Below are 19,314 nucleotides of genomic sequence, written 5' to 3'. Positions count from 1 at the left end.
CTACTCGGCTACCACCAGCGCCTGCGGGGCGGCGGCCTTCATGCGGGTGCGCAACCAGGCCAACTGCACCGCGGTGCCGGCGTCGCACTCCTCGACGGTGGCGACCAGCTCGTTGTCACGCAGGCCCTGTGCGGCCTGCCGGACCAGCGTCCAGCAGATGTCGCACTCGGATGCCATCAGGTAGAGGTCCTGCAGGTCGCGCAGCAGGCCGATGCCGCCGGTACGGGTGCCGCGGAACAGCTCGGAATGCAGGCGCTCGGGCTCCTCCGGCGCGTCCTCGGCGTACCGGTCGGCGAACGGCCGCAGCTTGGCCGCCCGCTCGTCGCACAACGTGGCCTGCTGCTCGCACTGGTGGGCGACGTCGACCTCCTCGGCGTGCGCCGACGCCACCTCGCGGAAGGCGGCGGCGAGGCTGTCCTGGGCCTTGTGCAGCAGGCCGAGATAGTGCGCCAGGTGCATGTCAGGCCTCGATCCTCTCCACCCGGACGGCCGCCAGCTTGAACATCGGCTGCTTCGAGACCGGGTCCCAGGCCGTGATGGTCAGCTCGTTGGCGGCCTGCCCGGCGTAGTGGAACGGCACGAACACCGTCCCCGGACGGATGCCGCAGAGCCGGGCCGGCACCTCGATCGCGCCGCGCGGGGACACGACGCGGATGGTCTCGCCGTCGGCGACGCCGAGCGCCCCGGCGTCGGCGGTGTGCAGCTCGACCCACGGCTCGGGGGCGGCCGCGTCCAGTTCCGGCACGCGACCGGTCTTGGTCCGGGTGTGGAACTGGTAGACCGTACGCCCGGTGACCAGCCGCAACGGGTACTCGTCGCCGGGCACCTCGGGCGCGGGCCGGTAGTGCGCGGCGACCAGGAACGCCCGGCCGTCCGGCCGCAGGGCCCGGTACTGCTCGCCGGTCCGCTCGGCCCCGGTGGTCAGCTCCTGCCCGTACGTCTCGCAGTAGTCGGGCGCGGTGTTGAAGGTTCCGTCGGTGTAGAGCCGGTCGCCACCCCACTGGATGCCCGAGTCCGACGAACGCAGCCGCTCGTACGAGATCCCGGTGTAGTCGCACGGGCGCCCGGCCGAACAGCGCTGCCACGCCTGGTACGCCGACTCCGGGTCGGTCCACTTGATCAGCGGCGCGCCGTCGAGGTCGCGGAAGTCCATCCGGCGCGCGTAGTCGAGAAAGATGTCGAGATCGGGCCGGGCCTCCCCCGGCGGCTCGACGGCCTTCTCGGACAGGTGCACGGTGCGGTCGGCGTTGGTGAACGTGCCCGTCTTCTCGCCCCAAGTGGCGCCGGGCAGCACCACGTCGGCGAACTCGGCGGTCTCGGTGCGGAAGATGTCCTGCACCACCACGAACAGCTCGGGCCGGGCCAGGATGCGCCGGATCCGGGCCAGGTCGGGCAGCGACACGGCGGGATTCGTGCCGCTGATCCACAGCAGCTTGATCGAGCCCTGCTCGGCGTAACGCCAGATCTGCATGGCGTTCGTCGGGGGCGACCAGTGCGGGATGGTGCCGGAGTCGACATTCCACAGCCCGGCCAGCTCGCGTACGTGTGCGGGGTTGTCCCAGTTGCGGAAGCCCGGCAGATCGCCGTCCGCGCCCGCCTCCCGGGTGTTCTCGGCGGTGGGCTGGCCGTTCATCTGCAGCACCCCGGCCCCGGGCCGGCCCAGCATGCCGCGCAGCAGGTGCAGGTTGTTGACCGCCACCGACGCCGCAGTCGCCTGGTGCGACTGGTAGAAGCCCTGGAGCACGGTCGACAGCAGCCGGTGTGCCGTGCCGACCAGCTCGGCCGCCCGCTCGATGTCGGCCGGGCGGAGGCCGCAGATCTCGGCCACCCGATCCAGCCGGTACGCGTCGACGACCTTCGCCACCTCGTCCAGGCCCAGGGTGTGCGCCGCCACGTACGGCTCGTCGATCCAGCCGTTGTGCAGGATGATCCGCAGCAGCCCGTTCATCAGCGCCAGGTTGGTGCCGGGCCGGATCGGCAGGTGGACGTCCGCCTCCCGGGCGACCGGCGTCGGGCGCGGGTCGACCGCGAGCATCGCCGGCGGGTCGGCGCCGCGCCGGCGGTCGAGCATGCGCATCCAGAGCACGGCCTGGGTCTCGGCGACGTTGTGCCCCCAGAGCGCGATCGCGTCGCAGTGGTCCACGTCGGCGTAGGAGCCGGGCTGCCCGTCGGTGCCGAAGCTGATTTTGAGCGCCGACGCCGCGGTGGCCGTGCACAGCCGGGTGTTGCCGTCCATGTGCGGGGTGCCGAGGCCGGCCTTCCCGATGACGCCGAGCGTGTAGTACTCCTCCAGGAACAGCTGCCCGGTGGTGTAGAAGCCGAACCGGCCCCAGCCGCCGGCCGTGCCGATCAGCTCCGTCGAGCGCTCCACGATCCGGCCCATGGCCTCGTCCCAGGTGGACTCGGCGAGCTCGCCGTCGCGCCGCACCAGCGGGCGGGTGAGCCGGTCGGGGCTGGCGTTGGCCTGCCAGCCGTAGACGTCCTTGGGGTCGAGACGCCCGCGGTTGACCCGGTCGGCGGCGCGCCCGCGAACCCCGACGATCTTCCCATCCCGTACGCCGATGTCGATCGCATCGCCGTTGGAGTGCAGCAGTGACGCCGACCGCACCCACTGCCGCGGCTCCGCGACCGTGTGCGCGTCCACCCGTTCGGGCCAGGGCGCCCCCGGCTGGTACGGGGTGCGCGAGCCCCACGGGTCACTGATCCGGTCGGTCACTCCCGCACCACGCGGAAGGTCTTCAGCTCCGGGTCGGACGCGTCCGGCAGCTTCATCCCGGCGGCCAGGCCGGCCCGCAGGTAGCCGGCGACCTCCTCGGTGAACCGCTCGCCCGGCAGCACGGCCGGCACGCCCGGCGGGTACGGGCTGATCATCTCGGCGCTGATCCGGCCGGCCGGGTCGGCGACCTGCTCGGTCTCGGCGAAGAACGCGTCCCGGGGCGGCATCGCCTGCTCGAGGTTGAGCCGTTCGAGCTCGGGCACCCGCGGCTCCGGCCGGTCCGCCTTCGGCGGGTCGGTGGCCAGGGCCTCGAACGCGTCGCCCAGCCGGGCGAACGAGACGTCGTCGTCGGAGTAGGTCAGCGAGCACACCACCCGGCGGGCGTCGCCGAGCTGGACGGTGAGCCGCCGCTTCTCCTGCATCCAGTCCTTGGCCTGGTAGCCGCTGATGCCGAGGGCCGAGACGTCGACGCTGAGCTTCAGCGGGTCCCACTCGGCCACGCCGTCGTGCCCGTTGATCGACTCGTCCATCACGCTCAGATGCGGCAGCTTCGACACCCGGGCGCGCAGATCGCGGACGCGGCTGAGCGCCTCGTCCAGCAGCTGCCGGCCCTCGAGCACCATGCGCCGCCGGAAGCCGTCGATCGAGCCGTAGAGCAGCGCCGACGGGCTGGTCGTGGTGATCAGGTCGAGCCGCAGCCGGAGGTCGACGGTGTCGACCCGATCGCCGCCGACCAGGATCATCGACGCCTGGCACAGGCCGCCGTCGGCCTTGTGCAGGCTCTGGACGACCAGGTCGGCGCCGGCCTGGACGGCGGCGGTCGGCACGTCCGGGTGGAACGGGAAGTGCGCGCCCCAGGCCTCGTCGACGATCAGCGGCAGGTTGCGCCGGTGGCAGATCTCGGCGACGCCGCGCACGTCGGCGCCGGTGCCGTACTCGGTCGGCGTGATGATCAGGACGGCGGCGATGTCCCGGTCGCGCTCCAGAGCCGCCTCGACGTCGGCGGCCGGCGCCGGGTGCGCGATCTGCCGCTCGTGGTCCCAGCTCGGGCGCAGCCAGACCGGCTGCACGCCGGCCAGGATCAGCGACGCCACCACCGACTTGTGCACGTTCCGGTCGACCAGGATCTTCCTGCCCGGCCCGGTCACGGTCAGGATCGCGACGTGGATCGAGATGCTGGACCCGCAGGTCGCAAAGACCGCCTGCTTGGCGCCGACGGCGTCGGCCATCAGCTCCTCGGCCTCGGAGACCGCCTGCTTGGCCATGATCACGTCGGATTCGAACGTGCTCCGGGACAGCACCGCCGCCGTCCGGTTGTCCAGGCCGCGGCCGAACCGGTGCCCGGGCAGGGCGAACGTGTAGTACTCGCCCCGCCGGTACTGATCGATGGCTTCGAGAACGGGGGTCTTGTCATGGTCCATAGCGAGGCCGAGTACCACTGGTGTGACGGGCTAAACACCCCGGAGGTCCGGCCGTCCGCCCGGGTGACGGACCGTGGCGGCGGAGGCCTGGACCGCGCGGCGGGCCGCCTCGGGCGGTGTCTCGCCGAGCAGCAGCGCGATGGTGAGCGCCGCGGTGAACGAGTCGCCGCCGCCGGTGGTGTCGACCACCGGGCCGTCGCCGAGCGGCAGGAACAGCTCGCCCTCGCCCCACCGCCGGTCCTTCCAGGCGAACAGGTTGCCGTTCGGGGCGCCGAACGCGACCATCCCCGGCCCGGCCGCCAGCACGTCGTCCGCCGATCCGCCCAGCAGCCGTGCCTCCTGCTCGTCGGCGCGCACCACGTCGGCAAGAGCGAGGTGTCCCGGCTCCGGCACGCCGTCGAGGACGACCAGCGCGCCGCCCTCGCGGGCGTGCCGCAGGGCGCGGCCGACCGCCGCCGGCGGCTGCTGGGCCTGCACCATCACCGCGCCGGCGTGCCGCAGCAGGTCGGCCGCGTGGTCGACGTCGCCCGCGGTCAGCAGCACCGGCTCGGGGAGGTGCTGCAGGTAACGCCAGGTGCCGTCGTCCTCGAGGGCCTCGACGATCAGACCGGTCAGCGTGCCGGGGCGGCGCACCACGCAGGAGACCTCGACACCGTCGCGGGCGGCCCGGCCGAGCAGCTGGTCGCCGATGACGTCGTCGCCGGCCACCGCCACCAGCGCGACCCGGGCGCCGAGCTGGGCCACCGCGACGGCCTGGTTGGCGCCCTTGCCACCGAGCGTCTCCCGCCTCGACGTGACGTCGGCCGCGGCACCCCCGGCCGGCATCGCCGGCACCGAGAGAACGATGTCGCGGGCCAGCTGGCCGACCACCACGACCACCGGTGACGTCACGCGGTCAGTCCCCGGTCACCGGGTATGTCTCGATGCTCACGGCCGCCGAGTACCCCGGCCGGGCGGACCGTACCGGCGGCCGCGCGCGCGAATCGCCCCGACCGGCGATCGCTGTTACGGTCGGTGGTGTGCCCGCTGCCGGAGATCAATGAGAGCCTGCGGGCCCGGTACGGCACGAGCACGCTCCTGCCCGGCCTGGCGCCCGACCTGATCGTCCGCCACGAGGCCGGCTGGCACCCGGCCACTGCCCTGCGCGGTCCCCTGCTCGACGAGTTGCTGGCCAAGGCGCAGCGCCACTGGCGGGCCCGGCCGGCGACCGCGGCGGCGCTGGCGTGGAAGGCGTACACCTACTGGGTCTGTCTCCCGGCCGTCACCGGCTGGCTCGCCGTCCGCCAGGTGCCCCTGCTCAGCGCCGCGAACGTGCTGGTCCGGCTGGACGGCGCCGGCTTCGTCACGGTCGGCCTGCGCGCCGGCCTCCCGGTCGCCGTCGGCCCCTCCCCCGGCGCCGCTCTGGCTGCCGGGGCCGGTGATCTGCTGGTGGTTCCCGATCCTTTGGCCGCGATGCGGAGCTCGCTGCTCGAGGAGCATCTGCTGCCGGTGCTCGATGCCATCGCCGAGCGGGCGCGCGTGGGCCGGCGCACCCTGCTCGGCTCGGTGGCGGCGGCGGTCGCGGCGACCGGGCTGCGAGCCGCGGATCCGCCCGGGACCGTGCGCCTGCTGACCGCGCTCGGCCTCGACGATCTGGTCGAGGTGCTGCCCGGCGGTCCCCGCCGCCGAACCTGCTGCCTGGCGTTCACGCTGCCGATCCCGAAGATCTGCCGCGACTGCTGCCTGCGCACGTCGCCTCCGCCGGTGGCCTGAGCGGACCGGTCTTTGGTGCACAGCGCCGTCGCCAACCTGCTCGGCTCGGTGAGCGTCGCGGTCAGCGCCCACGCTCACTGCCCGGTGGTCGTCGTGCGCCCCCGCCCGCCCGGCGTCACCGCCGCGAGCGCCGACGCGGCCGCCACAGCCGGCGCGACGGCGCACGTAGTCGCCACAGCCGGCGCGACCGCGGCCGCCACAGCCGGCGCGACGGCGCGCGTAGTCGCCACAGCCAGCGCGACGGCCGGCACGACCGCCACAGCCGCCGCGCCCGCCGCCACGGACGCCTCGGCCGCAGCCGGCCCACCTGCCCACTGGGCCGGCGGCGCCGGACCGGTGGTGGTCGGTGTCGACGGGTCGGCGCAGTCGGAGGAGGCGCTCGCGTTCGCGGCCGAGCAGGCCGCCGCCCGCGACACCGGGCTACGGGTGATCCGGGCGTGGAAGCCGGGTCGCGGGGCCGAGGGACGAGCGGATGCCGCGGCGATCCCCGCGGACGAGCGGCGGTCGTTCGACGATCTGGTCGACGCCTGGCGGGAGAAGTACCCGCTGCTCATGATCTCGGCCGAGGCGGTGGCCGAGCATCCGGCGGCCGCTCTCACCGAGGCGAGCGCCGGGGCCGGGCTGCTGGTGGTCGGCTCGCGCGGGCGCGGCGCCTTCCGGGGCATGCTGCTGGGGTCGGTCAGCCGGCACCTGCTGCGGCACGCCGCCGGCGACGTCGCGATCGTCCACCGAAGCCGCGCTCACCGTCTGACCGTTTCGGTCATGTAGCGCTCGATGCGGCCGTCCTCGGCGGCCCGGACCCAGAGCTCTTCCACACGTGGGTCGGGCTCACCGCGTACGGCCGCGCGCAGTTGGTCCTTGGAAAGCCGGAAGGTGTCGGGCGGGATCGTGGCCAGCCGCTCGGCGCGGACGATCGCCGCCTCGAGCGAGCCGATCTCGTCGATGTGACCGGCCGCCAGCGCCTCCGGCGGCGCGAGGGTGACGCCGCTCAGCACCGCCTCCCGCGCCCGGCGCTCACCGAAGGCGTGTCCGAGAATGCCCAGCGCGCTGGGCGGAAACGGCACGCCCACCAGCAGCTCGGTCACGCCGATCGTGCCGCCGGCCATCACCCGCTGGTCGCAGGCGGCGGCCAGGATCGCCCCGCCCGCGATGGCGTGCCCGTTGATCGCCGCCACCACCGGCTTGCCGATCCTGAAGACCGCGAGGAACGCGGCGTCGAGCGCCGGCAGGAACTCGTGCACGTACGCGGCGCCGCCGTCGATGATCCGCCAGAGGTCGACGCCGGCCGAGAACGCCCGGCCGCTCCCGGTGAACACGACGGCGGGCGCGTCGCTCCGGTCGAGCTCGGCGAAGGTCTCCGTGATCGACCGCAGCAGCTCGAGGTCGAGCGCGTTGACCTTGCCGTGGGCCAGCCGTACGACGGCGATCCCGTCCCGCTCCTCGAGGTCGATCATCACCGGATGATGCCAGCCGGGGGCCGCGCGAGCTATCGGATCGAGGACCCGCCGAGGCCCCGGTCGACGAAGTCGATGAGCCACTCGAAGCTCTCGTCGACGTCGGTGTCCATCTCGAAGCCGCCGGCCGCCTCGAGCACCGCGAAGCCGTGGAACAGGCTGCGCAGCAGGCGCAGGGCGTGCACGGTGTCGGCCGGGTCGAGCCGGTAGCCGGCCAGCACGGCCGCGAGCGAGCCGAGCACCCGGGTGCTCGCCACCGCCACCGGGTCCTCGGGCGAGGCGGCGTCGAGGCGGATCATCGTCGCGTACCGGCCGGGGTGCTCCACCACGTACGCCCGCATCGTGCGCGCCGCGGCCGCCAGCGCCTCCCGCCCGGACCGGCCCTGCAGCGCGTCGCGCAGCTCGTCGCCCAGCTCGGTCATGGCCAGCACGGCGATCCGGCGGTTGAGGTCGGCCTGGCTGGTGACGTGCTTGTAGAGCGAGGGCGCGCGCACGCCGAGCCGCTCGGCCAGCAGGCCCATCGTCACGCCGGCCAGCCCGACCTCGTCGGCGAGCCCGGCCGCGGCCGCCACCACGGCCGCCGGGTCGAGCCCGGCCCTAGGCACCGGCGTACGCCTTGAGGAAGGGCAGCAGCAGCGCGACCGTCTCGTCGGGGAACTGGGTGTGCGGATAATGACCGGCGCCCTCGATGACCTCGACCCGCCCGATCCCGGCCGGCATCGCCGCGACGATCGCCTCGCCCTCGGCCCGCGGGTCGGCCCAGTCGGGGTCGAGCGAGCCCTCGATGACCAGCGCCGGCCGGGTGAGGTTGCCCAGCTGCGCCCCGGCGTCGGCCGGTGTCGACCGGCCCATGCCCTGCAGCGCCTTCATCCGGCCGGACTCGCCGAGCATGGCCGCGATGTCGCGCAGCTGCCGGTCCCAGTCGGCGGGCCGGCGCCCGGGGACGGCGACGTCGAGATATTTGTGCCACCACTTCACGCTGCCCAGGATGCCGGTCAGCGCCAGCCGCACGGCGCCGGTGCGGTAACGCTTCACCCGCAGGTCGCCGAGGCTGATCGCCATCGACCGGGTGAACGGCGCGATCTCGACCACGCCCTCGACCAGCTCCGGCGCGCGGGCCGCGGCGATGGTGACCGCCCCGCCCGAGATCGAGTGCCCGACCAGCACGGCCGGCCCGCCGAGGTGCCGCACCACCGCGAGCAGGTCGCCCGCGATGTCGGTACGCGTGTAGGACGGCCAGGTCGCGCTCGACTCGCCGGCGCCCCGGATGTCGACGGCGGCGACCCGGTAGCCGGCCGCGACCAGCCGCGGCACGACGAACCGGTAGGCCTTCCGGCTGTCGCCCATGCCGTGGGCGAGGACCACGAGCGGCCCGTCGCCGCTGACCTCGTACGCGATCGTGCCGCCGTCGACGGTGAGGAACTCGGTCATGACGACCTCCATAGCTAATGTCGTTAGCTTTAAGCTAATGGCATTAGCCAGCCGCGTCAAGGGACGCCGGCAGCGCCAGCCAGATCGACGCGCCCTCCTCCGCCTCGAGGTCGAGCCAGATCCGGCCGCCGTGGTACTCCACGATCTTCTTGACGATGGCGAGGCCGATGCCGGTGCCCTCGTACGCCTCGCGCGGGTGCAGCCGCTGGAAGATGACGAAGACCTTCTCGGCGAACTCGGGCTCGATGCCGATGCCGTTGTCCCGCACGTTGATCAGCCACTCGTCGCCGTCCCGGCGGGTGCTGACCCGGACCACGGGCGGCACGTCCGGGCGGCGGAACTTGAGCGAGTTGCCGACCAGGTTGACGAAGAGGGTGGTGAGCAGCGGCTCCTCGCCCTCGACCGCGGGCATCTCGTCCCACTCGATGGCGGCGCCGGCCGACCGGTGCTCCAGCTGCGAGCTCACCTCGGTCAGTACCCGGCCGAGCTCGACCCGCTTGAAGGCGGTCGTGATCCGGCCGATCCGGGAGAACGCCAGCAGGTCGTTGATCAGCCGCTGCATGCGCTGGGCGCCGTCGACCGCGAACGCGATGTACTGGTCGGCGCGCTCGTCGAGCTGACCCGAGTAGCGCCGCTGCAGCAGCTGGCAGAAGCTGGCCACCTTGCGCAACGGCTCCTGCAGGTCGTGCGAGGCGACGTAGGCGAACTGCTCGAGGTCGCGGTTGGACCGGGTCAGCTCCTCGGCCTTGGCCTCCAGCCGTTCGTGGGCCGACTCGACCTGGGCGCGGGCGGCGCGTACCCGGGCGAGCTCGTCGGCGATCCGGCGGCGCATGGTGTCGACGTCGGCGGCCAGGCCGCGCAGCTCGGGCGACCCGGAGCTGACGATCCGGCGCTCGTAGTCGCCCCCGGCCACCTCGCGCACCTGCGCCGCGAGCTCGGTCACCGGCCGGCTGACCAGCCGTTCGAGCAGCAGCAGCACGAGGGCGCCGACGATCAGCACCACGGCCGCGGCGGTGATCTCGAGTGCCACCAGGACCGAGCCGGTTCGCCGGGCGGCGGCGGCCGCCTCGTTGCGCAGCGTCAGGATGTCGGCCTGGAGCCGGTCGACGGCGGTGCGCACGGCGTCGAACCGGGCGGTGCCGGCCGCCTCGTCGAACGGCCGCCCGGCGGGATCACCGGCGGCCACGATCGGCTCGGCGATGTCGGTGCGCCAGCGCTGCGCCGCGTCCCGGACCTGGCCCAGGTCGGCGGTGATCGCGGCGCGGCCGCCGGCGTTCAGCGACTCGATCTGGGCGATCAGCTGCTGCTCCGAGGCGACGCCCCGCCGGTACGGCTCGAGGTTCCGCGCCGACCGGCTGAGCGCGTAGCCACGGACGCCGGTCTCCTGGTCGAGGTACGCCGAGTACAGCTCCTGGCCGGCGACCCGCATCGGCCCGGTCTTGTCGAGGATCGTGTCGAGGTGCCCGTTGGCGCTGACGGCGGTGACCGCCGCGAACGCGCCGATGACCGCCATCACGATGCCGGCGCCGGCGAGCAGCGCCGCCAACCGGCGACGCAGCGTCCACGAGCGCAGGTCGAAGAACCCCATCGGTCACCCCGCTTGATCACGGGGAAGGCTGAAGGGTGTCCCCGAGGCAGCCGCCATTGTGATGGAGCGATTGCCCGGCAGCAAATATCGACTCAGCCGTCGGTGGGTACGGCCCTCGGGCCCCGGCGCCACTCCGGGTCGGCGGCGCCGGTCGTGGCGGCGGCCGGGCGGCAGGGCAGGGTCAGGACGAAGGTCGAGCCGTGCGGCTGGTGCGGCTGATACGCGATGCCGATCCCGCTGGCGTCGGCGAGCTGCCGCACCAGGTAGAGCCCGATGCCGGTGCCCGGCTTGGCCAGCGCGACGCCGGAGTCGGCCCGGGTGAACCGTTCGAACAGATGCGGTACGAACGACGGCGGCACGCCCTCGCCGTTGTCGGTGATCTTGATGTCGACCTTGTCCTGCCGGTGGGTCAGCGTGACGGTGACCGGCGGCGACCCGTACTTGAGCGCGTTGCTGAGCAGGTTGCCGAGGACCAGCCGCAGATGTGCCGGGTCGCCGACGGCGATGACCTGGTCGGGGGCGAGCACGGTGATCGGCTGGTCGGGCGCGGCGCCGAGCGCGGCGATGGCCTCCCGTACGGCGTGGGTCAGGTCGAGGCGTACCGGGCGGGCGACCATCGCGCCGGCGTCGAGCTGAGCCAGCGTGAGGATCTCCTCGACGAGCTGCTCGGCGCGGTGGCCGGCGTTGGTCATCTGCCGCACGTAGCGGGTCCGCTCGTCGTCGTCCAGCTCGGGCCAGCTCTCCAGCAGCAGCTCGCCCCGGGCGACGACGCCGGTCAGCGGCTGCCGCACGTCGTGCGACAGCATCGCGATGAAGTCGGCCATCTGCCGGTTGGCCTGCTGCAGCTGCTGGGCCCACTGCTCGAGCTCGGCCTGCTGCCGGTCGCGGGCGCGTTCCAGAGCGCGGCGCTCGGTCATGTCGACGATCTGGGTGGCGAAGAACTGCGGCGGTCCGCCCGGCTCCCGGATCAGGGAGCTGGTCACGATCACCTCGACCAGCTCGCCGTCCGCGTGCCGGTAGCGTTTCTCGACCTCGAAGCTGTCGATCCGGCCGGCCACGCAGTCCGCCAGCAGCTCGAGGCAGGGGGCCAGGTCGTCGGGGTGGGTGATGTGCGAGAAGTGCCGGCCGGCCAGTTCGTCGGGCGGCCGGCCGAGCATCCGCCCGAAGGCCGGGTTGATCCGCACGAACCGGCCCCGCACATCCGAGATGGTCATGCCGATCCGCGAGTGGTCGAACACCTTCCGGAACCGCTGCTCGCTCAACCCCAATTCGTGCCGGTGCCGGCGGGTACGCGCGGAGGCGCCCACGACCAGCAAGCCGACCACGGCGGCGGTGGCGACGGCGACCCGCCCGGCGATCTCGTTGCCGCGGATCGAGGCGTAGAGCACGTCCTCGGGCACGGTGGCCGACAACCGCCACGGCGCGCCCGGCACGGCCATCGACGAGTACCGCCACCACCGGCCGTCGGCCCGGTAGCGGCCCTGCGGGCGGCTCGCCAGCGCGACGGCCAGCGGGTGGTCGTGCAACGCCAGCGACGGCGCACCGGTGTCGACCGCCCGGTTGCTGGCCGCGATGACACCGGACGTGTCGGTCAGCTGCACCCGGATCCCGGGCAGGCTCCAGGCCGACGAGAGGTACGACGACAGCGGGCTCCCGGTGATGGCGACCGCCCCGGAGAAGACCCGCCGCCCGGACGGGGTGTCGAACGGCACCGCGAACGCGACCACCGGCTCCCGGCGGACGGCGGAGGCGACCACGGCCGAGATCGCCGGCCGGCCGTCGCGCACGGCGGTGCGCAGATGCGCGTACCGGCCGGTCAGATCGTGTCCGACCTGGGCGGGGTCGGCGGGCACCGCCTGGATGAGCCGGCCGCGCTGGTCGAGGAGGACGGCCGCCGGGTAGCCGAACGCCGCCACCGAGCGGGCGAACGCGCGCTGGGTCACCACCCGGTCCTTCAGGAAGGCCTGGGCCTGGATGCGCTCGCGCTCGACCAGATCGGCGGTGTAGCTGGTGACGAAGGCGTTCAGCAGCGCCAGGCGGGCCTCGAACCGGTCGACCACACCCTCACGGCTGCGATGCTGGGTCAGCGCCAGCCCGGCCGTCCCGCCGGCGGTCAGCAGCAGCCAGATCCCCAGCGGAAGGGCCAGGAACCTCCACCACATCCGCGGCAACCGGCCAACCCGCACCCGTCAACCTTCGACCCGCCACCGGCGTTGCCGCAGCTCAATCGCGCAAAAACACGAACCAGCCCGGATCAGGGAAGGCGCAGCGTCCCGGTGGCGCTCACCACCGCGCGACCGGACAGCACCGGCGTGCCGCCGTCCAGCCGCACCTCGAGCCGCGAGGGCCGGCCGATCCGCCGGCCCTGCAGGACGGCCACGGACTCGCCGGTCACGCCGCGGCCCCGGTCTCGACCACCTGGGCGACCGGCAGCCGCTTGTCGGCCCCGAGCGCCGCGACCCCGACGCCGAGCGCGTTGTGGCCGGCGCCGTACACCTCGACGCCGGCCGGCGTGAACGACCGCAGCCGGAAGTCGGCGCCGGCCACGGTCGGCGCGACCACGAAGGTCGTCTCCGACTGGTTGAACTCGGCCGCGATGCGCGGCAGGACGGCCTCGTCGATCCGGTCGGCGTCGGGCACCACGGCGAGCGGGTTCCCGGCGAGCGGCCGATCGGCGAAGACATCGACCAATGCGAACGCGACCGTCATGACCGCCACCCTAACCGGCGAGGATCCACCGGCCCCGGCCGAGACGCTTGGCCCGGTACATCGCCTCGTCGGCGGACCGCAGGGCGCCCAGCGGCGACGACTGGGGGCCGGGCTCGCGGACGGCGATGCCGATGCTCGCGCCCACCGACAGCAGGGCGCCGTGGAACGGTACCGGGACGGCCACGTCGTGCAGGATCCGCTCGGCCAGGGCGATGCCGTCGCGGACGGTGGCTCCGGGGCAGGCCACGACGAACTCGTCACCGCCGAGACGGGCGACCACGTCACCGGCGCGCACGGCCCGGGACAGGCGGTCGGCCACGGCGACCAGCACCGCGTCGCCGGCGTCGTGGCCCTCGGCGTCGTTGACCGCCTTGAAGCCGTCGAGGTCGAGATAGAGCAGCACGGCCGGACCCTCCCGATCGAGGTGCTCGCCCAGCAGCGCGCGGTTGGCCAGGCCGGTCAGCGGGTCGTGCCGGGCCTGGTACGCCAGCTGCGCCTGGGCGCCTTCCTGCTCCCGTACGGCGATCATGAACCGGGCCACGACCAGCCCCGCGCAGACGCCGGTCGCCGACAGGACGACCAGCCACGCCCGCGACTGCAGGCTCGAGTGCACGACGGCCGTCGCCGGGGCGGTCATCATCGCCACCCCGAGGAAGACGCCTCGGGCCGGATGCATCTTGGTCGACCGCGGCCCGGGCGTGGTGAGCTCCCCCCGCCCGGCGTGCATGACCACGGCCGTGATGACGACGTTCGCGAACAGCGCCAAGGCGCCCAGCCGGTCGGCCCAGATGCCGTCCACGACGTACGGGAGAATGTTGTAACCGAGGTTGGTCAGCAGGCTGATGCTCGCCCACAGCAGCAGCAGGCGCGTGGGTCCGCCGCGCCGCCCGGGCGAGAGGGTCAGCACCAGGACGCCGGCGAGGAAGACCAGGTCGCCGAGCGGGTACGCGGCCGGCACCACCGTCTCGGCGAGGGACAGCCGGCCCTGCTGGAACAGCGGCTCGACGAAGAAGAGGTACGACGCGACGGCCGCGGCCGTGGTCAGCGTCAGCGCGTCGAGAGCGGCCGCCCGCAGCTGTCCCGGCGCCCGGCGGCGGGCCATCCGGATCAGGGCGATCGTCTGGACGGGGTACGCGCTGAGCCACAGCACGTCGGAGGGACCGGCCAGCGGGGCGCCGCCGTGGTGGAACTGCCAGGTCTGCACGAGGTCCCCGGCGACCGAGACGGTCTGCATGAGCGCGAGCAACGCCCAGGTCACCCGGTTGCCGTCCGGGCGCGGGCGCAACGCGGCCCACCACGTCAAGACACACAGCGGTGCGGCGATCAGGAAGTAGAACACGTCGCCGGTCGTCGAATCGATCGTGATCGCCTCGACGACGGTGGCGACGGCGCCCGCGATGAGGAGCATCCCGATAGCGCGTCTGCTCATGCCGCTGCGAATCGACTGACGATTCCCGACCTTGAGCCGCCATGAGATGGATCACGCGGGTACACGGGCCCACCGCGACACCGAATCGGGTCTGGCGATCAACCTATATACTCAGTATTATTCTCAGCATGATACGCGCAGGATCGATGTCATGAGCGTCCGGCACGCACTGCTGGCGCTGCTCGCCGAGGGGCCCAAGTACGGCCTTCAGCTGCGCGAGGAGTTCGTCGCGCGCACCGGCGAGGTCTGGCCGCTCAATGTCGGGCAGGTCTACACGACACTGCAGCGCCTCGAGCGGGACGGGCTCGTCGAGTCCGACGACGAGGCCGCCGATGCGGGACCGCAGAAGGGGTTCCGGATCACCGAGGGCGGCACGCGGGAGCTGTCGGGATGGCTGCGCACGCCGCCCGACCTGGCCGCGCCGCCGCGGGACGAGCTGGTCATCAAGGTGCTCATCGCGGCCCGCATGCCCGGCGTCGACGTGCACGACGTGATCCAGGTGCACCGGCGCTACCTGGTCGAGCTGATGCAGCAGTGGACCCGGCTCAAGGACGACGACGGCGGCGCCGACCTCGGCCTCGCCCTGGTGGTCGACGCCGAGCTGTTCCGGCTCGACTCGGTGATCCGCTGGCTCGACAGCGCCGACGGGCGGTTGCGGCGGGCGGCGCTCGAGGACGCCCCGGCGGCCCCGGCGGCCACCGGGCCATTGCCCAAGCTGCGACGGCGGGTGGGAGGCCGGCGATGAGCGTTCTCGAGATGCGCGAGATCACCAAGGTGTACGGGCAGGGCCCGTCCGAAGTGGTGGCGCTGGCCGGCGTGGACCTCACCGTCGATCCGGGCAGCATGGTGGCGGTGATGGGCCCCAGCGGCTCGGGCAAGAGCACGCTGCTGACCATCGCCGGCAGCCTCGAGTCGCCGACCTCGGGCGACGTGCGGGTGGCCGGCGCCGACCTCGCCGGCATGAGCCGTGACGAGCTGGCCCGGCTGCGGCGGCGCTCGATCGGCTACGTGTTCCAGGACTTCAACCTGCTGCCCGGCCTCACCGCGGCCGAGAACGTGTCGCTGCCGCTGGAGCTGGACGGCATCGGCGGCCGCCGGGCGCGGCAGCGCGGGCTCGAGGCGCTCGAGCTGCTGGGTCTCGCCGACCGGGCCGGGCACTTCCCCGACCAGCTCTCCGGCGGCGAGCGCCAGCGGGTCGCGATCGCCCGGGCCGTGGTCGGCGACCGCCGGCTGCTGCTGGCCGACGAGCCCACCGGCGCGCTCGACTCGGCCACCGGCGAGGCGGTCATGCGGCTCATGCTGACCGCCTGCAAGCGCGGGGTGGCGGCGGTGGTCGTCACCCACGACGCGCAGCTGGCCGCCTGGGCCGACCGCGTGGTGTTCCTGCGCGACGGCCGGGTCATCGACCACACCGTCCCGCCGCCGGGCCCGGAGTCGCTGCTCGGGGCCGACCGATGAGCACGGGCCGACAAAGCAGCACGGGCCGACAAAACAACACGGGCCGGCCGGACAGCACGGGCCGGCCGGACAGCACGGGCCGGCCGGACAGCACGGGCCGGCCGGACAGCACGGGCCGGCCGGACAGCACGGGCCGGCCGAAGAGCAGGGGCGGCACCGGCGGCATGCCGGCCCGGATCGCGGTGACCCGCTGGTCGTGGCGGCTCTTCAAGCGCGAGTGGCGGCGCCAGGCGCTGGTGCTGGCGCTGCTCACGGTGGCCGTGGGCGCTACCGTCTTCGGGCTGGGCGCGGCCGGCGCCGCCGTCCCGTCCGGCGCGGCCCAGTTCGGCGATGCTGACTACGTGCTCGTGTTCCGCGGCACCGATCCGAAGATGGCGAGCGAGGTCGAGGCCGCCCGCACGGCCTACCCGCGGACCGAGGTCATCGCCCACCGGTCGCTCCCGGCGCCCGGCACCGCCGACGGCATCGACCTGCGCGACCAGGCGCCGTCCGGTGCGCTGGGCGGCCCGATGCTGCGGCTGGACTCCGGCCGCTACCCGGCCGGAGCCGGCGAGATCGCGGTGACCGCCCGCGCCGCCCGCCTCTTCCAGGTGACGGTGGGCTCGACGCTGCGCGTGGGCCGGGAGAGCTGGTCGGTCGTCGGGACGGTGGAGAACCCGTACAACCTCCTGGACGCTTTCGCCTTGGTGGCGCCCGGGCAGCTCGGCTCGCCGCAACGGGTGAACGTGCTGGTCGCGGCCACGCCGGCGCAGTTCGCCGCGGCGAGCCGGCCGGCGAACGCCGACATCCAGGTGCGGGGCAGCGGCGACGGCACCGATCCTGCGTACGTGGTGCTGATCCTCGCCACCATCGGCCTGCTGTTCGTCGGCCTGCTCGCCACCGCTGGGTTCACCGTGCTGGCCCAGCGCCGGCTGCGCTCGCTGGGCATGCTCGCCGCCGTCGGCGCCCGCCACCGCCACCTGCGCCTGGTCGTGCTGGCCGACGGCGCGCTGGTGGGCATCGTGGCCGCGCTGGCCGGCGGCGCGCTCGGCCTGGCCGCCTGGTTCCTGGTCGCCCCCCGCCTCGAGACGACCGTGCAGCACCGCATCGACCGGTTCGACCTGCCCTGGCTGCCGCTGCTGCTCGCGCTCGTGCTGGCCGTGGTCACCGCGGTCGGCGCCGCCTGGTGGCCGGCCCGCGCCGCCGCCCGGGTCCCGGTGGTGGTCGCCCTCTCGTCCCGGCCGCCGCAGCCCCGGCCCGCGCACCGGTTCGCCCTGGCCGGCGTGGTGCTGCTGGCCGGCGGGCTGGTCACGCTCGGCTTCCAGGACCCGGACCGCCCGCTGGTCGACATCGGTGGGATCGTCGCGACCGCGGCCGGGGTGCTGCTGCTCGCTCCCCTGCTGATCGCCACCCTCGCCCCGATCGCGCGGGCGTGCCCGGTCGCGGCCCGCGTCGCCCTGCGCGATCTGGCCCGCTTCCGGGCCCGCTCCGGCGCCGCACTCGCCGCGATCAGCATGGCCGTCGGCATCGCGGCCGCCGTCATCATCGGCGCGGGCGCGTCGGTCCAGGCGTCGCCGTCCGGCGGCAACCTGCCCGACGACGAGCTGATCGTCTGGCTCACCCCGGGGAAGACCATGGGCCCGGTGCCGAAGCTCGACAACGTCCAGCTGGCCCGTGTGCGGTCGGCGATCTCCTCGATCACCGCGGCGCTGCCCGGCGGAACGTCGCTGCCGATGCTGGGCGCGCTCAGCCCGGGCGCGCCCGACATCTCCGACGACCAGGGCGGCAGCGGCAAGCCGGCGGCCAACCTCGGCATCCCGCACCGCGTCAGCGGCGGCCGCGTCGAATATCACGGCGACGAGATGGTTCCGCTCCTGGTGGCGACGCCGGAGATCCTTCGGCGGTACGGGATATCCGCCTCCTCGATCGACCCGACCGCCGATCTGCTCAGCTCGCGCAGCGACTTCGCCGGCTACCGGCTGGTGGGCGCGGGCCGCAAGGCCGAGGCGTGGCAGCCCCGGGTCCAGCAGTCGGGGCAGTTGCCGCGCTTCACCTCCGACCCGACCACCCTGCTCACCGCGCACGGGATGCAGACTCTGGGGCTCACCACGACGCCGGTGGGCTGGCTGGTCACCTCCACGCGCCCGCTCACGCCGGCTCAGGTCGACCAGGCCGAGGGCATCGCGCGTACGGCCGGACTGGCTTTGTCGGTCGAGACCCGGCCGTTGGCCGCCGATCTCAGCCGGGTGCGCACCGGGGCCGCGGGGGTCGGCACGGTCGTGGCGCTCGGGGTGCTGGCCATGACGGTCGGCCTGATCCGCGGGGAAAGCGCCCGCGACCTGCGCACGCTGGCCGCCAACGGGGCCGGCCGCGGCACCCGGCGCCGGCTGACCGCCGCGACCGCGCTGGCCCTGGCGGCACTCGGCGCGGTGCTGGGGACGGCCGGTGCGTACGCCGCGATGATCGCGTGGTACCACCGGAACCTGCACGCCCTCGCCGACGTGCCGGTCGAGCACCTGACCGGCCTGATCGTCGGGTTGCCGCTGCTGGCCGCCGTGGCGGCGTGGCTGCTCGCGGGCCGGGAGCCGCCCGGCATCGCCCGGTCCCCGCTGGACTGAGCCCTCCGCCGCACGGGGGACGCGGGCGAGGCTTCTCCGGAGCCTCACCCGCGGCGCGGTGGAGCGCTCGGTCCGTGTCTATGGATGCCGCTGCTCAGCGGGTGTGCGGCGGTCTTTCGGCGGCCGGCTTCGCGGTACAGCGCCGCGAAGGCGGCCGACGCCGGCGCTCTCCCCCGCGCCGCTGTCGCTCCCGCCGGCGCTCTCCCCCGCACCGCTGTCGCTCCCGCCGGCGCTCTCCCCCGCACCGCTGTCGCTCCCGCCGGCGCCGCCCGAGCCGATTGCGCCGCCGCGGCTCCCGCCCGCGCGGCCCGTGCCAGCGCCGCCGCCCTTGCCGCCCGAGTCGGCGCCGCTCCCGGGCGACCCGGCCGAGCCGACCGTGCTGGCGCCGCGGTCGCTGACGAAGACGCCGAAAGCGGCCAGGGCGGCGACTCCCACGGCGGCGGCGACGTCACCGGGGCGGGTCACCCCGGCCAGGGCCGCGGCCGCCGCCAGGCACAGGCCGAGACGCCGGTCGAGGAACAGCAGGACGCCGAACGCCACCGCGAAGGCCACGGTCACGCCGTAGGGGAACGGTCGCGGGTGGGGACTGCTCAGCGTCAGGGCGGCGGCCAGCCCGTAGGCGAGGACGACCATCGCGCCGACGCAGGCCACCGGGCGGAGGTGCCGGGCGCGCCACGATCGCACGGCGGCGAGGACGCCCACCACGCAGACGAAAGAGACGAGCATCGGGCCACTCTGGCGCCGTGACGCTAAGAATTC

The 19,314-nt window shown here is 74.1% G+C and carries 18 protein-coding genes; 5 read left to right on the top strand and 13 right to left on the bottom strand.

What is annotated here, in order from left to right; all coding sequences use genetic code 11:
• Genes ACQP2F_RS20175 through ACQP2F_RS20160 form a run of 4 tightly spaced genes read right to left on the bottom strand, consistent with a single transcriptional unit; the run spans position 1 to position 5,028 of the window.
• Positions 1–459: a hypothetical protein gene (locus ACQP2F_RS20175; protein WP_433306207.1), complete on the bottom strand. Its 459-nt coding sequence runs from the start codon at positions 457–459 to the stop codon at positions 1–3.
• A gap of 1 nt (position 460) precedes the next feature.
• Complete coding sequence (locus ACQP2F_RS20170) at positions 461–2,716, bottom strand: molybdopterin oxidoreductase family protein (RefSeq protein WP_433306205.1); 2,256 nt, start codon at positions 2,714–2,716, stop codon at positions 461–463.
• The gene (locus ACQP2F_RS20165) at positions 2,713–4,137 is read right to left on the bottom strand and encodes an aminotransferase class I/II-fold pyridoxal phosphate-dependent enzyme (protein WP_433306202.1); all 1,425 of its coding nucleotides are present in this window, start codon (positions 4,135–4,137) and stop codon (positions 2,713–2,715) included. The genes ACQP2F_RS20170 and ACQP2F_RS20165 overlap by 4 nt, the downstream gene beginning before the upstream one ends.
• Positions 4,138–4,167: 30 nt before the next feature.
• On the bottom strand, positions 4,168–5,028 hold the full coding sequence (locus ACQP2F_RS20160) for a PfkB family carbohydrate kinase (RefSeq protein WP_433306200.1): 861 nt from the start codon (positions 5,026–5,028) through the stop codon (positions 4,168–4,170).
• 126 nt (positions 5,029–5,154) lie between these two features.
• Here ACQP2F_RS20160 and ACQP2F_RS20155 point away from each other — a divergent pair, with 126 nt between their 5' ends.
• Positions 5,155–5,889 carry a hypothetical protein gene (locus ACQP2F_RS20155; protein ID WP_433306198.1) on the top strand — a complete coding sequence of 245 codons (735 nt, stop codon included), beginning with the start codon at positions 5,155–5,157 and terminating at the stop codon, positions 5,887–5,889.
• A gap of 15 nt (positions 5,890–5,904) precedes the next feature.
• Positions 5,905–6,657, top strand: coding sequence for a universal stress protein (locus ACQP2F_RS20150; protein ID WP_433306196.1), 753 nt, complete (start codon positions 5,905–5,907; stop codon positions 6,655–6,657).
• Here the strand turns inward: ACQP2F_RS20150 and ACQP2F_RS20145 are convergent.
• The 8 genes from ACQP2F_RS20145 to ACQP2F_RS20110 all read right to left on the bottom strand — a co-directional run bounded on the left by ACQP2F_RS20145 (position 6,630) and on the right by ACQP2F_RS20110 (position 14,500).
• Positions 6,630–7,343 (bottom strand): enoyl-CoA hydratase/isomerase family protein, encoded by a 714-nt coding sequence (locus ACQP2F_RS20145; RefSeq protein ID WP_433306194.1) that lies wholly within the window; start codon positions 7,341–7,343, stop codon positions 6,630–6,632. The two genes, ACQP2F_RS20150 and ACQP2F_RS20145, sit on opposite strands and share 28 nt — an antisense overlap.
• A gap of 32 nt (positions 7,344–7,375) precedes the next feature.
• Positions 7,376–7,948: a WHG domain-containing protein gene (locus ACQP2F_RS20140; RefSeq protein ID WP_433306192.1), complete on the bottom strand. Its 573-nt coding sequence runs from the start codon at positions 7,946–7,948 to the stop codon at positions 7,376–7,378.
• The gene (locus ACQP2F_RS20135) at positions 7,941–8,774 is read right to left on the bottom strand and encodes an alpha/beta fold hydrolase (protein ID WP_433306190.1); all 834 of its coding nucleotides are present in this window, start codon (positions 8,772–8,774) and stop codon (positions 7,941–7,943) included. Before ACQP2F_RS20135 ends, ACQP2F_RS20140 begins: the two co-directional genes overlap by 8 nt.
• A gap of 43 nt (positions 8,775–8,817) precedes the next feature.
• Positions 8,818–10,362 (bottom strand): sensor histidine kinase, encoded by a 1,545-nt coding sequence (locus tag ACQP2F_RS20130; RefSeq protein ID WP_433306188.1) that lies wholly within the window; start codon positions 10,360–10,362, stop codon positions 8,818–8,820.
• 92 nt (positions 10,363–10,454) lie between these two features.
• On the bottom strand, positions 10,455–12,548 hold the full coding sequence (locus ACQP2F_RS20125) for an ATP-binding protein (protein WP_433306186.1): 2,094 nt from the start codon (positions 12,546–12,548) through the stop codon (positions 10,455–10,457).
• Between the two features lie 68 nt (positions 12,549–12,616).
• A complete protein-coding gene (locus ACQP2F_RS20120) occupies positions 12,617–12,757 on the bottom strand; it encodes a hypothetical protein (protein ID WP_433306184.1) in 141 nt (46 codons plus the stop codon).
• Positions 12,754–13,071 (bottom strand): PhzF family phenazine biosynthesis protein, encoded by a 318-nt coding sequence (locus tag ACQP2F_RS20115; protein ID WP_433306182.1) that lies wholly within the window; start codon positions 13,069–13,071, stop codon positions 12,754–12,756. Before ACQP2F_RS20115 ends, ACQP2F_RS20120 begins: the two co-directional genes overlap by 4 nt.
• Before the next feature lie 10 nt (positions 13,072–13,081).
• Complete coding sequence (locus ACQP2F_RS20110; RefSeq protein ID WP_433306180.1) at positions 13,082–14,500, bottom strand: diguanylate cyclase; 1,419 nt, start codon at positions 14,498–14,500, stop codon at positions 13,082–13,084.
• Between the two features lie 151 nt (positions 14,501–14,651).
• Here ACQP2F_RS20110 and ACQP2F_RS20105 point away from each other — a divergent pair, with 151 nt between their 5' ends.
• The 3 genes from ACQP2F_RS20105 to ACQP2F_RS20095 all read left to right on the top strand — a co-directional run bounded on the left by ACQP2F_RS20105 (position 14,652) and on the right by ACQP2F_RS20095 (position 18,555).
• Entirely contained in the window at positions 14,652–15,245 is a 594-nt protein-coding gene (locus ACQP2F_RS20105) for a helix-turn-helix transcriptional regulator (RefSeq protein ID WP_433306178.1), read from the top strand.
• Complete coding sequence (locus tag ACQP2F_RS20100; RefSeq protein ID WP_433306176.1) at positions 15,242–15,958, top strand: ABC transporter ATP-binding protein; 717 nt, start codon at positions 15,242–15,244, stop codon at positions 15,956–15,958. The genes ACQP2F_RS20105 and ACQP2F_RS20100 overlap by 4 nt, the downstream gene beginning before the upstream one ends.
• A gap of 164 nt (positions 15,959–16,122) precedes the next feature.
• Positions 16,123–18,555 carry an FtsX-like permease family protein gene (locus ACQP2F_RS20095; protein WP_433306174.1) on the top strand — a complete coding sequence of 811 codons (2,433 nt, stop codon included), beginning with the start codon at positions 16,123–16,125 and terminating at the stop codon, positions 18,553–18,555.
• A gap of 78 nt (positions 18,556–18,633) precedes the next feature.
• Here the strand turns inward: ACQP2F_RS20095 and ACQP2F_RS20090 are convergent, their stop codons facing one another.
• Positions 18,634–19,281, bottom strand: a complete 648-nt coding sequence (locus ACQP2F_RS20090; RefSeq protein ID WP_433306172.1) for a hypothetical protein — start codon at positions 19,279–19,281, stop codon at positions 18,634–18,636.
• Positions 19,282–19,314: the final 33 nt, after the last annotated feature.

This window comes from Actinoplanes sp. CA-030573 (assembly GCF_050951115.1).
In the GTDB taxonomy this organism is placed as follows: Bacteria; Actinomycetota; Actinomycetes; order Mycobacteriales; family Micromonosporaceae; genus Actinoplanes.
Note: the sequence above shows the minus strand (reverse complement) of the source record. Positions and strands in the feature narration are given on the sequence as shown.

What these genes read in the sequence shown, in the direction of transcription:
- ACQP2F_RS20110 (WP_433306180.1), bottom strand. Translation starts at nt 14,500, where the DNA reads ATGAGCAGACGCGCTATCGGGATGCTCCTCATCGCGGGCGCCGTCGCC.
- ACQP2F_RS20130 (WP_433306188.1), bottom strand. Translation starts at nt 10,362, where the DNA reads ATGGGGTTCTTCGACCTGCGCTCGTGGACGCTGCGTCGCCGGTTGGCG.
- ACQP2F_RS20175 (WP_433306207.1), bottom strand. Translation starts at nt 459, where the DNA reads ATGCACCTGGCGCACTATCTCGGCCTGCTGCACAAGGCCCAGGACAGC.
- ACQP2F_RS20095 (WP_433306174.1), top strand. Translation starts at nt 16,123, where the DNA reads ATGCCGGCCCGGATCGCGGTGACCCGCTGGTCGTGGCGGCTCTTCAAG.
- ACQP2F_RS20165 (WP_433306202.1), bottom strand. Translation starts at nt 4,137, where the DNA reads ATGGACCATGACAAGACCCCCGTTCTCGAAGCCATCGATCAGTACCGG.
- ACQP2F_RS20090 (WP_433306172.1), bottom strand. Translation starts at nt 19,281, where the DNA reads ATGCTCGTCTCTTTCGTCTGCGTGGTGGGCGTCCTCGCCGCCGTGCGA.
- ACQP2F_RS20115 (WP_433306182.1), bottom strand. Translation starts at nt 13,071, where the DNA reads ATGACGGTCGCGTTCGCATTGGTCGATGTCTTCGCCGATCGGCCGCTC.
- ACQP2F_RS20105 (WP_433306178.1), top strand. Translation starts at nt 14,652, where the DNA reads ATGAGCGTCCGGCACGCACTGCTGGCGCTGCTCGCCGAGGGGCCCAAG.
- ACQP2F_RS20145 (WP_433306194.1), bottom strand. Translation starts at nt 7,343, where the DNA reads ATGATCGACCTCGAGGAGCGGGACGGGATCGCCGTCGTACGGCTGGCC.
- ACQP2F_RS20100 (WP_433306176.1), top strand. Translation starts at nt 15,242, where the DNA reads ATGAGCGTTCTCGAGATGCGCGAGATCACCAAGGTGTACGGGCAGGGC.
- ACQP2F_RS20135 (WP_433306190.1), bottom strand. Translation starts at nt 8,774, where the DNA reads ATGACCGAGTTCCTCACCGTCGACGGCGGCACGATCGCGTACGAGGTC.